Genomic DNA, 14762 nt, shown 5'->3' with positions numbered 1-14762 from the left:
TCCTCCTACTCCTCCACGGCTTTCTTGGTCTTGGGCTTGAACGACTCGATCAGAATCGCCAGCACGATCAATACGACGGCGAGGTTGATCGCGATGTCTGCCACGTTAAAGATCGCAAACTGCACGAACTGCAGGTCGAAGAAATCGGTGACGACCCCAAGTACGAGGCGGTCGAGCATGTTCCCGATCGCTCCAGCGACCAACAGCGCCACGCCGAACTCCATCAGCGGACGCCCTCTGAGTTCGCCCTTGCGGCGGTAGTAGATGACAGCGGCGACAACCGCCAGCGATGACAAGATGAAGAACCACTGCTGTCCTTCGAGGATGCTGAACGCCGCTCCGGCGTTGCGATGCGAGGTCAAGTTGATCACCCCGTCGATCAGCGGAACGGACTGTCCAATCTCCAGATGATGACGAACGTAGTATTTCACCCATTGGTCAATGGCAACCACGAGCGCGATTATGAGATAAAAATACATGCGGTCACACCTCTCCCGGCAAGTTCCAACCTTTTTTAGCGTGCCAATTGTAGCATAAATTACCCAAGAATGACAAGAAAAAAGAGGCCAACCGCTCAGCGGTTGGTCTCCTTTTTAATAGACGTCGCCACCGGCTTCTTCAAACGCACGGCGGTACGGTTCATTGCGCACAAAGCCCGGCTCGACCGGATTGCCGTGCATGTCGGCGATCAGGAAGCCCTCCAAGTCCTCTACGTACCCGATGCGCTCGTCGGCGTCGATGTACTGGTGCTGAGGCTCGTTGCCGGTAAAATCGGGGTTGTCGTCATTGGTCGCGGCCGTTCCATAGCGGGCGACCGCTTGCCACGAGTCTTCCCCGTCGAATCCGTTGTAGTCTTCGTCGTTGTTGTCCATATCGCTTCGGCCAAAGCCCGGATACAGGAAGTTCTCCTCGACCGGACGGTTTGCCTGCACTTCGCGGACGTCCGCTTCCTCGCGGCACCCCACGCAATAATTGGCGGCCGGCTCCGCTTGCAAGCGGGCAAACGAGATCTCTGCCCCGCAGTGCTGGCAGACTCCGTAAGTTCCATCCTCCAAGCGATCGAGGGCGGCGTCAATCTCCGTCATTCGAATGGAGTCATGCTCGCGAAGTGCCAAGTCTTTGCCGCGTTCAAACACTTCGGACCCCAAATCGCCCGGGTGGTTGTCGTAGTTGGACAACTCATCGGTCGTCGTCTCCAGCGAGTCATCGAGACCGTACCCGTCGGTGTGATCGAGTCGGTCCCGGATGTCGGACAACTCCTCCTCCAACTGCGAACGCAACTGCTGCAACTGGTTTTGTGTCAAGGTCATAGAAGACTCCCCCTTCCCCTAGATCAATCTAGTACGAAGACGTGTGCAACTGCGCGTCGACGATGCGAACGAGATCGGCGATGAAATCCCCGATGATCGGGAGATTCAAGACTGCAACTTTCTGCAGGATGTACAAAATCACGGCCGCAATCACCGTAAATCCGATCGCGATGCCGACACCGCGGGAAATTCCGCTGATCAAATTGAGAAAGATCAGGCGTCTCGGTCGCTGCATCAGTTGGACATACTCTGCAAAGTTGGAACGCTCCATCTGGATGGCCAGACGCTGAATCTGACTGGAGAGGAAACGGGTCTCCTCCGGCAATGTCACAGGGTCGTCATGCAAGCGCTCGGACGGTTCCCCAGCCTGCTTCGGGCCGTTCATTTTATGGTCTCGTTTCGACATCGGTACCCCTCCTGCTTGTGTGTATCTTGCCCGTTCTCGGGACTGTCCATAATGACAGTATTCGGTACGTGCACAGAATTGTCAAAGTTTCAAGACTCGGCGGGTTGAGAGACTCCCCCGATGCGGTGTATCATGAAACTACATGCTATGAGAGACTCGGACTTGTATCGTAGAGAGGAGCACCTACCTTGCGTCGCCAAACCGTGCGCTCGCTGTCGTCGATCGCCATCTGGATCGGCGGAGTGGAGCTCTTTGCCAGCTTTTTGTCGAAGATGATCTTCGACTACCGCATTCCCTACTCCGAAGTGTTTATCGCCCTTTTGGTCGTCGGCCTTGCCAGTTGGGTCTTGACCACCTTGTTTTATTGGAAATGAAAAGACCAAGTGCTCACAGGCACTTGGTCTTTTTTATTATGCTTTGACCTTCCATAACGGTTGGAATCGATAGACGAGGAACATAAGCCCCGCGGAGCAAGCGGCTGCCAAGAACACATAGGACGGGCCGACCGCTTCCGTTACAAGGCCGGAACCGAACATCGTGAACGGAATTCCCAGTTTAAACAACGACCCGGTGATGCCGCTGACTCGACCCATCAAGTGCGAAGGCGTAGTCTCTTGACGGAACGACCACACGCAAACCGCTTGAATGGTGCCGAAGAAGCCGTTCATAAACATCGCGAGCATCATCATCCAAACGTTCGTGGAAAAGTACATCGTCAAGTAGGAAAGCCCCATCAACAGCATCGTGATGCCCAGCAAGTGTCCGACCGAGAACATCTTGCGCACGCGCGCAACGATCAAACTGGCGAGGAATCCGCCGATCCCGACGGCCGAAAAGACCATGCCCAACTCGGAACTGGAAAGCCCCATCGTGTCTTGGGCGTAGAACGGAATCATCGCACTGGACAACCCGTCAATCGCGTTGATGAAGATAACAAACATCGTGATCGTCCACAGCGCTTTGTTGGTGCGCAGCTCCGTCCAACCTTCGATCAGGTTCTGTTTGAAGCTCCCGGTCGCGCGCACATCTGCCGCTTCGTTCATCTGCAGCAGGAAGGACGCGATCAAACCAAATGTCAACGCCGATGCGGTGATCAACAGCCCCATATGCAGATCGGAGAGCATGAACAGGAAGCCGGAGATCGAAGGCCCTAAAATGTAAACCAACGTCGAGACCAATGAGAACTTCGCGTTCGCAGACGTGAGCAACGGAGACGGAATTACGTTTTTCACAATGGAGATGCGCACATTGTCATACGCATAATTAAAGGTCATCAGGAAAAATCCAAAAACAAAGAAAAAGGCCAACTGATCATGCCCGGTCTGAATCAAGGTGAACAAGGAGACCAAGAACACAATTTGGAGTGCAATCGAAATCTGCATGAAAGATTTCTTGCGCACGCGGTCTACAATGACACCAATGAAGATCGCAAGCAACATATTCGGCAGCAGTTCAATCGCTCTCATAGCACCCATTGCCACCGGCGAATGAGTCAAATTGTACAAAATGAGCGGCAAGGCCAGTTCATACACGCGTCCCCCGAGAGAGATGATCAACGAGGAAAGGAAAAGAATTAGAAAGTTCCGGTTTTTCCAAACAGATGTCGAGGGAGTGGGCTGTCCGTCGATCGCTGGAGAGTTTGTAGGTGTCGCTGCCATGTAGATCCTTCCTTTTCTCTGAATAGTATTATTAGCTAAACCTAAGTTACCTTAACAGAACTATCTGGTCAAGTCCTATAAATTACAGAAGTACATTTGACACATCTGCCAATTCCTTTATAATTGAACTAACTAACTCACTAAAACTATGCGGTGATAATTATGGACTTAATCCAAGAAAAGATTGATTTTATCGAAAAATCTAAAAAAATCCTCGTCGACATGTTGACCCACTTGCAAACGCCGGATCAGGATCCAACCTCCCTCTGGTCGAAAAACGAATGTTGGGCGGTCATCAAATCCATCTCTCAAGAGCTGGGGTTCCCTCACCCGACGTTTGACGAACGAGCAGAACCGGATCGTTGGCTGACGTATGTCAGCTATTGTTTGCAACAGTTGGATGATTTCTTGGCGCGTTTCAACCGCCTGAGCGAACCTGCTCAATTCCCCGTGGCTCTCAACTCGACCCCCTCTCATTCTTTGGTGATGAACCAAAGCACATCGGCAAGCCCTTTCGCAAGCTCTCAAGGATTGGCTGTCTTGTTTCATTTAGTTGAGGCACGTCTGTCAGAGTCGAACCCGACGCAAGTGCGGGAGAATTCCTTTTTCACACTGCGTGACCAACTCCTCTGTCAATCCTACTTGCATCTGATCGGTGCCTTGCCCGCCGCTCCTCTCTCGGAACCTGCCTTGATCACGCAGCGCGAATACGACGATGCGTACCGTTTCTTCCTCGGGAGTGGTCCGGGACGAGCTGTCGAACAACTGATGCGCAGGTTTGAAGAACGATTCCCGTACGGCGTGTTCTGCAAAAAAATCTACAATCACTTTTTTGCAAACGACCTCTACGGCAAGTATGACAATGATACGGAAAATGTAATCCTCAGTTCCGGGTCGCTCGATGAGACGGAATTTCCACTTTCCCTCGCGTTGCAGCAGGCCATCAACTACGCCTTGCGACAGAACTGGGTCGGCTATTCGAACACGCTGGGGATGGCTCCTACACGCAAAGCGGTCTGCGATCGGGAGAATGCCTCCTTGGGACGTCCCGTGTACGCCGAGAACAACGTCGCCATCACGATGGGCGGCACTTCGGCGCTGTACTTCCTCTTGCAAATGCTGACCGCCAAGTTGGAAACCCGCTGTGAAGCTGTGTTCGTTCTCCCGTCCTACGCTCCCTTCATGCACGCATGTGAAGAGTATTGCGATGTACGGTACGTCACGCTTCAAGAAGACAGAGGATTCAAACTTCGCGCTGAAGATGTGATCGCCAAAGTGACGAGTCGAACCCAATTGATCGTATTGGTCGACGTGCTCAATCCGACCGGCGGCAAATTACCGAAAGCGGAGTTGGAAATTCTCATCGACTATGCAGAAGAACACAATCTGGTGATTCTGCTGGATGAAGCGGGCAAATGTTTCCTTCGAGAACCGTTTGAAGAACCGGACAACATGGAAAGTCCAAACGTGGTGCGCGTCATTTCACTCTCCAAAACCCATGCGGTTCCGGGGTTGAAAGTCGGCTATATCCTCGCGCGGACCGAAATCATTCAGACGTTCTTCAATGTGGCGTCCACTTCCTATGGCGCGCCGAATTCCTTGTTCTATCTGTTGTTGGAGTTGCAGTCCCGCTTCGAGCAATACCGAACGATGTCGCTTACGACCTTGTCGGAGTCGCACTTGAGACAATTCAACACCACCTATAACTTGTCCATGCCGGGCTTGCAACTGCTCTACGATGAATACAACCTCAATCAGACACGATTCACCGAGCGCATGGCGAAACTCCGCCAATACACGATTGATACGCTCACGCCGTACATGCCCGATCTCATTGAGAACATCATCGTCCCGGACGGCTCGCTGAACGTAACTTTGAAAGTCCGTTCAGAACTGGACAGTTATCAATTCTTCCTCCGTTTTCTGCAACAGGAAAAAACGGCGGTGTTCCCCGGCGTCTGCTTTGGTCTGTTTGACGGATGCTGGCTTCGCATTACGTTCTCCATTTCATTTGATACCTTGAAGGAAGGATTGCACCGCCTGATACGCTTCTTGAAGTCGGAAGCTGTACGCAGGGAAGTGCGAGCCTCCCGTGAGCTGTCCTCGTTATTAATTGAAGAAGGCCGATATGAGCTAAACCCGCAGATCAACTTCTACCCGCACCTCTACGACGTGGGGGTGGCAGCCGAACGGCTGGCCGCAAGTCTTAGCGGACCCCTTGCACAGACGTTCAATCGACAAGCCATGCGCTTGATGGTTCTCCTCCACGACACCGGCAAAGTGCTCAGCGTCTATGCCCACCGGATATCCCGGGTGTGGAATCTGAGTCAGCGTTTCCCCCAGGGGGTTCCCCTTGAGGAGATGCAGCCATTCCGCGATGATGAACTTCTCGGCTTGCGTGAGATGCTGCAACTGGGTCAACCGATTGCCTTCTCCGAATTGTTGCAACTGGCACCGAGCCTTGCTCCTTATGTCAGCGAGGAAGAATTGCAAAGTGGTCTTCCCTTGCGCGATACGATCCTGACAACCCGCATCTTAGAATCTGCCGCTGACCGCTTGAAACTGGATCGTGCGGATTGGGCGCTCACTCTCGCCGTGCTAAACGACGAAATGGGTACCGAAGACGTGCAGTTCTACCGCCAGTTCCTCGACTTGGCGGACAAAATTGCCGACGATCTGCCGGACAAGCCGATTTTTAGTCAAGAAGATGTGCTGGAAGCTCTGGAACTCAAGAAAAAATACGTGTTTTGGCGGTATGGCCGCGACACGTTGAACACCGCTCTCGTGGAACAGGATTTTGAAGCGGCGATGCAAATGGTTCGAACACATCTACACGGACAGCCTACTGCCCTGATCTCCGGAGGTGACTTGTCATAGCAACTTCTCTGATTCTACTCAAATTTGACTCTTTGACCCTTACCCCGTTGCTCCACCGTCACCCGCTTTTGGTCGAGATGAGCACCCGTGGGCTTCGTTTTGAAAACGCAATCGCTCCTTCGTCTGACTCTTTTGAAAACATGAAAACGCTGCTTGGAAACGAGTTGGGAGCGCACTCTCTCTTTGAAGAATTGAAAACACAAGGGTATGTCGTGCGCGGGATGACCGGCACGGCTCGCGTTCAGGACTTTTTCCACGAACAAGTTGATATCTGGTGTGATTCACTTCAAGAGTTGTTCGCGCGCTCCGAACACCCTACGGTGTCTTGGTTGCACGTAACCGATGAGGCCACGACGGAGCTCCAACAAAAGTTGCTCCAGCACTTGCAACCGCTTTGGGATGACACTCTGATCATCTGCGTGGGCGAGACGAATCAACGGGAGGACGGAACCATGGAAGATCGTGTCCCTTTGGTGTTCTCCTACCCGACACGCTTCACAGGAGCGCGGGCCGTTTCCAAACAAGTGCGGCTCGCCGATGTTGTACCGACGGTGCTGGATCTCTTGAATCTTCCCTATCAACACGAGGACTTCACCGCTCAATCCTTGCTCCCGGCTTTTCGTGGAGAACAATTGCCCTTTCTCCCGGCTGTGACCCGTCAAGAGCAGACCCACGCCCTGCGCCTGCAGTTGGAAAACGAAACGCTGAAAGTCTACTGGGATGCTGACCAACAGCGCTTTGAAGTGTACAACTTGACCCGTGACCCGCTGGAAAAAACCAATCTGTTCCGCTAGGAGGTACGACCTTGATCCAGACGACCCAACATGTGTTTGACACACTGACAACACAACCGACCCCTCACACGCTGGAAGTTTCGTACGCAAACTCCAGCGTTCTGTTGCGGACTCATTGTCCTGAAATCGTAGAGCAAACATTGCATCGGCTGATCCCGTACTTCCGATTCGGCGAGGCCACACCTGAACAGTTGCAGCAACTGGATACCGTGTGGGTATGCCGTGACGCAAAACTCTATCGCCAAGCGCTGGACTCTTTGCCTTCCGAGTATTCGCTTGTCCCGATTCCCTCGCAATACGAGGGCGGTTCTTTCACCGACGGTCGTCTCTATGATTTGGACGGATCTCTGCTGTTCCACTACCAGACCAACGGTGTTCTCGTCTACAGCGACCGTGTGCGGCGTCAGACGGTGTTGTTGGGTGACGACACCTCCCATTTGGCGATTGAAGCACGGGCGATCTTGAAAGACAATTTGCTCCAACGCATGGAGGAAGCAAACGGCTCTGTGATTTTCCACAGTTCCGCGGTCTCGTTCGACGGCAAAGGGTTCCTCGTCGTGGGACGCAAGGGCGCAGGCAAAACCACCACGCTGACAGGGGCGCTTTTGCGAAAAGAAGATGCATCGTTCGTCAGCAACGATTTTGTCATGCTCGACTCTGCCAACCGGTTGCACGGTTGGCCGGAACCGATCGGAATCTCCGACTTCACTTGCAAGCTGTTCGACATGTCCCCCGAACAAACGGAGGGACTGCGGACATCGAAAGGCAAACTGATCATCCCCTACCGCGACATCCCTTCTCGTCTGCACGTGATGATCGCGCCGTCTGTTGAGCTGCAAGCTGTTGTGTTACCCACCAGCGATTTCACTCAGCCGTCCGGATTCTACGAAGTCGACCCTGTAGAAGCACGCGCCATCCTCGAAGCGGAGTGCCGGACTCCGCATGACCCTTCCCGCCCGCACTGGCTGCAGTACGTGGAGGTGGACGAGTCGGCGCTGGTTGAACAGGCTCAGAAGCGCATCGACGATTTGTTGCGCTGCCCCTTGATCGGTCTTCGGATCGGTCATGACTTCTCCGAAATGGCCCGGTCGCTTTTCACCAAATTGACCGCACGATCAAGCTTATAAAAAAGGGAACCAGCACCCGCGTGGGTACTGGTTCCTTTTTTAGAACAGAGATTTGAAGATTTCAAGCGCTTCGTCATACAGAGCGTCTTGGGTAATGTCGACGCCGACGATCTGCAACAGGTCAGCCGGTGCTTGCGAACTTCCCGCGGAAAGCATCCGGATGAACGACTCTCCACCGCCCTTGGCGATCGATTGTGCAAGCGTCACAGCCGCACAGCAGGCGATCGGGTAGGTATATAAGTAGAAGGAGTTGAACAAGTGCGTGACCCGCACAAAGTCCTGTGCCGCCTCTTCTGCAGAAAACGTCGGACCGTAGTAGGTGTGCAGCAACTCTGCATATTCGTCGCAGAGGACTTCAGCAGACAGGACCATGCCTTCTGCTGCCAGTTCATGCGTCCGACGCTCAAACTCGGCCAACATCGATTGCCTGAAGAACGCCGCCTGAAACTTCTCAAGCGCCAACGCTTTCAAACTCGCCCGTTCTCCGTCCGTGCGCGCCGTCTCGATCAAGTGGAACAACACCGCCCACTCCTGCGTAAGCGCCGCCACTTCGCTGGGAAGAACGGGCGCCTCCGCTGAAAAGTAGGGCTGTGTGCGGTTGGCGAGACGCATGTGGACGGCATGACCGAGTTCGTGCGCCAAGGTCAAAAGACTATGCACAGAATTGCGGTAGGTCATCAACACAACGGGATGACGTCCGTAGCAGTTCGTGGTGTACTCGGTCGGCTCCGGTGCATTCGGAATGACAAAAGCCAGCGCTTCCTCCAGGAGGCCGACATATTCGGCACCAAATGGTTGCATGGCTTCTTTCAACACCCGCCCGGCCTCTTCCCACGAATAGGTACGCTCCACATCATTCGCGAGAGGCACGAACAAATCTTGGAACCCCAGTGTGTCCGTGCCGGCCGCTTCCTGACGAATCTCCAGCGTTGCATGGAAGTGATGAAGTTGCGCTCTTGCCGCTTGAACGAGACGATCATAGACCGCCACGTCCACGAGATCGCGGTGCATCGCCGCTTCCAAGGACGACGAGAGATTCCGCAAAGCTGCGGTCTGTTGTTCCTTGGTGATGTATCCGTTGTACAGCACCGCCCAGGTGTGGAGATGTTGCTTCAACCCGTTCTGATACGATGTTGCCACTCTCGTGCGAAATTCGCGGTCCGGGTTGCCGAGCAACGACCGGTAGTTACCATGCGTGACGGAGATCTCGTTGCCGTCTGCATCTTGCACCGGTGCAAACGATGTCTCGCGGAACAACAGCGTTCGAGCCGCTTCTTCAAATTGCTGACCCACAACATCCAAAGCGCTGACCGCCGCTTGGGTGGAGGGTTCGCCCGCAGCGTTCATCTCTTGCTGTACACGCACCAAAAACGGACGGTATCGTTGCAATTCCGACTCTTTCTCTGCAAACTCGTCAAACAGGTTGAGATCAAAGGTACTGAGCTCAGTCAGCAGGAATTCGATCTGTTCTTGGACGAACAAGCTGTTGTCTTCCGCCTGAGCGAATCTCTGCAGAGCTCCTTCCGAATCCAGGTCGAGGTCGAAACCCAATTGTCCGTAGACAAAGACGGCCTCCACCTCGATCAAGATCTGCTCTACATGCATCAGGCCCTCCAACAAGACCTCCGACGTTGACGTGATGCCGTCTGCAAACTGCTCACTCAGAGCGGATGCGCGGGCTTGCACACGTTCCAACGCCGACTCCCACCGGTCTACACTTGGAAAGACCGACTCCAGCAAGTTCACGCCGTCGCCACCCATTTCGGTTCTGCCGCCCCAAGTTCTTGGAAGATCAAGTCTGCCGTCTCCAACAAGAGTTGCACTTGGTTCAAGATCCGGATGCGATCGTTCGCCGAAACCGGCGCGAAGTACGGAAGGCACTTCTCCACACTGTCTTCAGTGGCCGCAAGAATGTTTGTGTATTTTACCAGTACGTCGCGCTCCTCTTGGCTCAGATCGAACTGTGCCAGACCGGACTTCAACACATCGGCACGGAATACATACGGTGCCAACAAGGTGCTTGCCGTCAAGAACGCAGCCGGGTCTGTTTCAGACATGATCAAGAGCAAATTGCTCAGAGCTTCTGTTGCCGGGTACGGCATTTCATGGCGACGGGACTCCACCGCTTTCAGATTCAGCGACGAAACCATCACGAAGTGCGCAGACAGCGCAAACATCACTTGCTCATGAATGTTCACGTGCAGGATCGCCGACCCAAACTCCAATTGGCGGCTGTGGAAATACAGCCATTCTTCGAGAAACAGTTGCTGAAGACCGGCTTCCACCGTCCCTGCCTGTACGGAAGCCCAAAACGCTTGGTACCCTGTCCCCCATTCGCGGGACTTTGCCATGCCTTTTGCTTCTGCAATGAGTTCCTGCATGGTGAACTGCATGAGGTTCGACTCCTTTTTCAATGAAATTATGCGTTGCTGACCAGCAGATTGTCCAACAGGCGCGGCATTTTGACATCGGGTTTCAGATAGTACTCGAAGATCGTGTCATGTGCGCGCAGTTGTGCTTCATGCAGCAAGCGGATGTTTCGGATGACGCGGGCTTGATCCTCGGCCGTGATGTACTCGATGCTTGCGTAGAACTCACGCGAAACGTTGCCGTGGTCGCCTTCGGTATTGATGTTGTTATGCGCGGCTTGGTGGATGGAAAACTCGCGCGGCATCTCGTACACATCAAGCGCTTGCACGTAATCGTTCCCTTCCATCGCAGTTCCTTCGAAAATAAACAGAGATGCCATGTACGAGAGCAGGTCGGTGTGCGCCCATTTGGCCAACAAGTTCGACACCGCAGCCGTGTACGGGAGAGGAATCGAGTTGGTGATCTCGTGCTCTTCAAAGCCCAGAGATTTCAGGGATTTGAGCAACAGTTTGTCATGGCGGTATTCTTCATGGAAAAAGTCGAGGAGCATCGAACGAAACTCTCCGTGTCCTTTGGCAATCGCCGGAGAAATGCAATCGTGAGCCCGCTTGGTGATATGGTAATATTCGAGCGTCCACCCGATCATCAGGTGACGCGGAGCGTTCCCGTCCAGAACAAGTTGGCTGAGTTTGGTCTCGCCGGCTTCTTTTTCCCAATCCCGGTAGAGGTCTTCGAGGTGCGTGATGAATTGCAAACCGCTTTTGCCGGTGAAGACCGGTTGTGCGCCTTCTTCCAGCAGCCAGCTTTCGTCCAGAGCGGTCAGCATGTCCATCACTTCATCCGCACTGTATCCGAATCCATCCGCTTTCAATTCCTCTACGGTTTTCGTCCCGTCTATTTGAAGCAGCATCTTTTGCATCTGCTCTACCGTGTGACCCTCTTCCGGGAAGAGTTCAAACTCATCGTCACGGTAGCGAAGCTGCAAATGATCGCTGTGTGCGTCCACCTGGCAGCCTCGGCGCAGCAACGGTTTTTGAAAATAAAAATGTGCCACGACCAACGCCTCGTTTCATTAATATAGACTTGCTTTCAAGAGCTAAAAGAGAGGAATCGCGCCCTCCTTTTCAGAATGGCGCGATTCGGACAGTAAAATTACAGGATGAACATGACGCGGCGAACGCGAGTAGAACGTACTACTTTCATGGACGAGACCTCCCTTCAAGAGCTTATGTCTATATATTAATACGTATATATGTGTTCGTCAATATGTACGTGACGAAATTTTTTTGCTATTCTTACTTTATAGGAGGGATCTTTCATGACAGACAAATTAACAGCTGAACAGCTGATCAACCTTTATTACGGGGACGTTGATTCCCGTGCGACTTTGGCTGCACAATTGACGTCCGAAACCGCGCATCATTTGTTGGAGACGGCGCGACTGAACAAGATCTTCCCCGAGATCTACGAAGCTTTGCAGCCGCACTTTACATTGGAAGAGGAGCACCATCTCTTCTATCAACGATACCGCAACATGCGGGAGGAGATTTTCCGCATCCTCAACGGGATGGGTGTTGACGGTGCCGGTCTGGACTTTCTCGTTTTGAAAGGACCTGGCATCGAAGCTTATTATCCGCCGGGCAAGTCCCGCTATTTTCACGACCTTGACGTCGCCGTCTCGTCGCTCGATGAGTTTTGGAAGACCGGTCACGTGTTGTTGGAGAACGAATTGGATCAGTTCAGCACGATGACGATGTTCACGGAGCCTGATACGGGTCTGACCCATGGGGGAGCCCGTTTTGATCCGGTGGAAGAGACGCTAGAATTTGAAGGCGTTGAAGTGCAAATCGGAGCGTACTCGATGAACATGCGCACCTACCTTCCGTGGGAGACGTTCACCAGAGGCCGCCGTCAAGTCCGATTGGCGGATGTGACGGTTCCCGTTCCCGACCGCGAAGGAAATCTGTTGATTTATCTCGCGGAATTGATGTCTCGTACGAAATTAATGCTTCGTGATCTATTCGACGTCACCTGTGTCACGCAGCCACACGACATCTCCCTTGCGGATGAAATCGATCTGGACTATGTGGCACAGGTCATCGAACGCTACCACTTGCACTACGCCTTGCGTTTGTTGCTGCATTCCTATGAAGAGACCCCCGTTCTGGAAACGCCTCCGATGTTGTTGGAGTTAGCAGGACGAGTTGGGGTTCAGCCCACCCTTCCGCCCTTTGAAGAGCTGCGACGTTTTCATATCCTCCCATACCTGCGTCGTAACACATCGAGTCCGTTGCGGAACTACTGGTACCATAACCTGCGGGAAACGACGACGCGCTGGAATGATACGGACCGTTGGTTGACGTTGATGAAAGCGGCAGACTTGCGTTTCGGAGCCAAGCCCTTTTTCCAAAACGGAGCGTATGTGTACTTTATGAAGCTCAATGCGATGCAACATGAAGGAGCATGGAAGTGGCTGAAAGTCGACCGCTACGATGTCGTTCTGACGCCGATCGGCAGTTTTGTGGTCTGCTGCCACGCTTTGTATGGAGACGAGGAACTGGACGAACTGGCGGGCGAATTGGAACAGATGTATGGATGAATTGACGTTGGAGGAGTCTGGTGGTATAGTCTGGGGAGAATTTTGAGAAGACGGGGTGGACAAGATGTATATAAGCGAGCGTGAGTATCACCCGCTCCTCTCACGGTTGACAGATGTGGCTGCGCAATCGACTGCGTTTGTCGTGGCCTTGGTGGACTTGGACCGCTTCCACGAGGTACTTCCGGAGATGGAGTTGGGTGAGAAGCTCAAGCAGATGCACGAACTTATACAGAATCTCGTGCCGTCTGAACTACTCTACCTGGGTCGCGATGAATTCGCCGTTGTAAGTGCGGATCATCGGGTCGAGGATCTCTTCTTGCACGTAACGCTTGCCAAGCAAGCTTTGGAGCAACGCTTTGGTGCCACGTTCAGCGCGGGGCTGGCGGAGTATCCGAAGCACGGCGACGACGTCAAAGAACTGCTGCGCGCCTTGGAGGAATCGCTCTACCGCGCCAAGCAGGAAGGGCGTAACCGCATCGTCTTCGCAGCAGACACCAAGATGAAACTCAAGAGCAACTACTACACCTTAACCCAGCTCGACCGTTTGTCTCGACTGGCCAAGGAACTGAATCGTTCCGAAGCTTCTCTGCTCCGGGAAAGCCTCGACGACTTCCTGCGACAATTCGAACAATAAAAAAGAGCCTGTCCGCGATGGACAGGCTCTTTTGGTTCCTAGTGGTCGGAATGCAGGGATTCGAACCCTGGACCTCACGCTCCCGAAGCGTGCGCGCTACCAAGCTGCGCTACATTCCGAAACTGGTGCCGGCAACAGGAATCGAACCCGCGACCTACTGATTACAAGTCAGTTGCTCTACCTACTGAGCTACACCGGCAAAATCGAACTGCAGAGACTGTTGTAAGCCACGTTTTGTTACCTTGTGCTCCAAACGGCTGATTAGACCTCGCACTACAGGTGGTAACCATCTATCTATCGACATGTGTCGATCCGCCCTTTGGTTCCGAAGTTCATTTCCCTCCGGGCAGTTCCCCGACCATAATTTGGGTTTCTCGCAGATGGGGTTTACCTCGTTCCACCCTCCTCGTTTCCGAGGAGATTCGTCACTGTGGCACTTTCAGGGTAGTAGCAGCATATCCCGAAGGACGTAGCATACGTTCCCCGCCGTCACCTCTTGCGAGGTGCCCTGACTTATTGATTGGTCAGGCATCCGAACTCTGAGCATCTCAGCTCAGGCGAGCGTGGACTTTCCTCACTGCCGTCAAGCGGCAGCGCGATCACCACACATGTCTCTGCAGACTTGCTATCAAGTTGTTGTGCACCGCTCATCGCGGCGACAAGTAGTATCTTATCACGGTCACGCCTACGATTCAACACGATTCGGGCGACAAACTCAAACAAATTTCGCTTCTGTGCAGGATGATCGACGGCACACAGAGCTATCCTACTGAATTCATGCGTTTCCTCGCTCTTTCATCTGACCGAGATCGCGAGTACCAGTGTGCAAAAAAGGCTCATCTCCCGAAGGAAATGAGCCTTTCTAGTTGGTCGGAATGCAGGGATTCGAACCCTGGACCTCACGCTCCCGAAGCGTGCGCGCTACCAAGCTGCGCTACATTCCGATACAGAAATGGTGCCGGAGAAGGGACTCGAACCCCCACGGTT

General features: G+C 53.3%; 13 protein-coding genes, 3 tRNA genes and 1 other RNA gene. 6 read left to right on the top strand and 11 right to left on the bottom strand.

From position 1 onward, the window contains the following. Positions 1-5 precede the first annotated feature (5 nt). From lspA to JJB07_RS24090, 3 genes are all read right to left on the bottom strand, one after another. The gene (gene lspA / locus JJB07_RS19335) at positions 6-479 is read right to left on the bottom strand and encodes a signal peptidase II (RefSeq protein ID WP_201637730.1); all 474 of its coding nucleotides are present in this window, start codon (positions 477-479) and stop codon (positions 6-8) included. A gap of 114 nt (positions 480-593) precedes the next feature. After that, on the bottom strand, positions 594-1310 hold the full coding sequence (locus JJB07_RS19330) for a TraR/DksA C4-type zinc finger protein (RefSeq protein WP_201637729.1): 717 nt from the start codon (positions 1308-1310) through the stop codon (positions 594-596). 28 nt (positions 1311-1338) lie between these two features. Next, positions 1339-1716 carry a DUF5665 domain-containing protein gene (locus JJB07_RS24090; RefSeq protein ID WP_236588234.1) on the bottom strand — a complete coding sequence of 126 codons (378 nt, stop codon included), beginning with the start codon at positions 1714-1716 and terminating at the stop codon, positions 1339-1341. 188 nt (positions 1717-1904) lie between these two features. Here JJB07_RS24090 and JJB07_RS19320 point away from each other — a divergent pair, with 188 nt between their 5' ends. Then, positions 1905-2090: a hypothetical protein gene (locus JJB07_RS19320; protein ID WP_201637728.1), complete on the top strand. Its 186-nt coding sequence runs from the start codon at positions 1905-1907 to the stop codon at positions 2088-2090. 36 nt (positions 2091-2126) lie between these two features. Here the strand turns inward: JJB07_RS19320 and JJB07_RS19315 are convergent, their stop codons facing one another. Then, positions 2127-3374, bottom strand: a complete 1248-nt coding sequence (locus tag JJB07_RS19315) for an MFS transporter (protein ID WP_201637727.1) — start codon at positions 3372-3374, stop codon at positions 2127-2129. 162 nt (positions 3375-3536) lie between these two features. Between JJB07_RS19315 and JJB07_RS19310 the strand changes: the two genes are divergently transcribed. From JJB07_RS19310 to JJB07_RS19300, 3 genes are all read left to right on the top strand, one after another. Beyond that, positions 3537-6251, top strand: coding sequence for a pyridoxal phosphate-dependent aminotransferase (locus JJB07_RS19310; protein ID WP_201637726.1), 2715 nt, complete (start codon positions 3537-3539; stop codon positions 6249-6251). Between the two features lie 140 nt (positions 6252-6391). Then, positions 6392-7045 (top strand): alkaline phosphatase family protein, encoded by a 654-nt coding sequence (locus JJB07_RS19305; protein ID WP_201637725.1) that lies wholly within the window; start codon positions 6392-6394, stop codon positions 7043-7045. Between the two features lie 11 nt (positions 7046-7056). Beyond that, the gene (locus JJB07_RS19300; RefSeq protein ID WP_201637724.1) at positions 7057-8172 is read left to right on the top strand and encodes a hypothetical protein; all 1116 of its coding nucleotides are present in this window, start codon (positions 7057-7059) and stop codon (positions 8170-8172) included. A 39-nt stretch (positions 8173-8211) separates the two neighbouring features. On the opposite strand, the gene JJB07_RS19295 is transcribed toward JJB07_RS19300, so the two are convergent. The 3 genes from JJB07_RS19295 to JJB07_RS24440 are packed head-to-tail and all read right to left on the bottom strand — an operon-like array spanning position 8212 to position 11596. Then, positions 8212-9918, bottom strand: a complete 1707-nt coding sequence (locus JJB07_RS19295) for a M3 family metallopeptidase (protein ID WP_201637723.1) — start codon at positions 9916-9918, stop codon at positions 8212-8214. Continuing rightward, a complete protein-coding gene (locus JJB07_RS19290; RefSeq protein ID WP_201637722.1) occupies positions 9915-10565 on the bottom strand; it encodes a hypothetical protein in 651 nt (216 codons plus the stop codon). Before JJB07_RS19290 ends, JJB07_RS19295 begins: the two co-directional genes overlap by 4 nt. 26 nt (positions 10566-10591) lie before the next feature. Then, positions 10592-11596, bottom strand: coding sequence for an iron-containing redox enzyme family protein (locus JJB07_RS24440; RefSeq protein ID WP_201637721.1), 1005 nt, complete (start codon positions 11594-11596; stop codon positions 10592-10594). A gap of 264 nt (positions 11597-11860) precedes the next feature. On the opposite strand from JJB07_RS24440, the gene JJB07_RS19280 reads away from it, so the two are divergent. Continuing rightward, positions 11861-13141, top strand: a complete 1281-nt coding sequence (locus JJB07_RS19280) for a nucleotidyltransferase family protein (RefSeq protein WP_201637720.1) — start codon at positions 11861-11863, stop codon at positions 13139-13141. Between the two features lie 64 nt (positions 13142-13205). Further along, positions 13206-13775: a diguanylate cyclase domain-containing protein gene (locus JJB07_RS19275; protein ID WP_201637719.1), complete on the top strand. Its 570-nt coding sequence runs from the start codon at positions 13206-13208 to the stop codon at positions 13773-13775. Positions 13776-13817: 42 nt separating this feature from the next. Here the strand turns inward: JJB07_RS19275 and JJB07_RS19270 are convergent. The 4 genes from JJB07_RS19270 to JJB07_RS19255 form a co-directional block, all read right to left on the bottom strand. After that, positions 13818-13894 (bottom strand) — tRNA-Pro (locus JJB07_RS19270). 4 nt (positions 13895-13898) lie between these two features. Next, positions 13899-13974: transfer RNA gene (locus JJB07_RS19265), tRNA-Thr, on the bottom strand. Positions 13975-13993: 19 nt separating this feature from the next. Continuing rightward, an RNA gene (gene rnpB / locus JJB07_RS19260) (RNase P RNA component class B) lies at positions 13994-14387 on the bottom strand. 255 nt (positions 14388-14642) lie between these two features. Next, a tRNA-Pro gene (locus JJB07_RS19255) sits at positions 14643-14719 on the bottom strand. Positions 14720-14762 lie beyond the last annotated feature (43 nt).

Origin of the sequence: Tumebacillus amylolyticus, assembly GCF_016722965.1 — a bacterium.
GTDB classification, from domain to species: Bacteria; Bacillota; Bacilli; order Tumebacillales; family Tumebacillaceae; genus Tumebacillus; species Tumebacillus amylolyticus.
This window is presented reverse-complemented; position numbering and strand designations above follow the sequence as displayed.

Coding starts and splice junctions, on each gene's coding strand:
- lspA (WP_201637730.1), bottom strand. CDS start 479: ATGTATTTTTATCTCATAATCGCGCTCGTGGTTGCCATTGACCAATGG.
- JJB07_RS19330 (WP_201637729.1), bottom strand. CDS start 1,310: ATGACCTTGACACAAAACCAGTTGCAGCAGTTGCGTTCGCAGTTGGAG.
- JJB07_RS24090 (WP_236588234.1), bottom strand. CDS start 1,716: ATGTCGAAACGAGACCATAAAATGAACGGCCCGAAGCAGGCTGGGGAA.
- JJB07_RS19315 (WP_201637727.1), bottom strand. CDS start 3,374: ATGGCAGCGACACCTACAAACTCTCCAGCGATCGACGGACAGCCCACT.
- JJB07_RS19310 (WP_201637726.1), top strand. CDS start 3,537: ATGGACTTAATCCAAGAAAAGATTGATTTTATCGAAAAATCTAAAAAA.
- JJB07_RS19305 (WP_201637725.1), top strand. CDS start 6,392: ATGAAAACGCTGCTTGGAAACGAGTTGGGAGCGCACTCTCTCTTTGAA.
- JJB07_RS19290 (WP_201637722.1), bottom strand. CDS start 10,565: ATGCAGTTCACCATGCAGGAACTCATTGCAGAAGCAAAAGGCATGGCA.
- JJB07_RS19280 (WP_201637720.1), top strand. CDS start 11,861: ATGACAGACAAATTAACAGCTGAACAGCTGATCAACCTTTATTACGGG.
- JJB07_RS19275 (WP_201637719.1), top strand. CDS start 13,206: ATGTATATAAGCGAGCGTGAGTATCACCCGCTCCTCTCACGGTTGACA.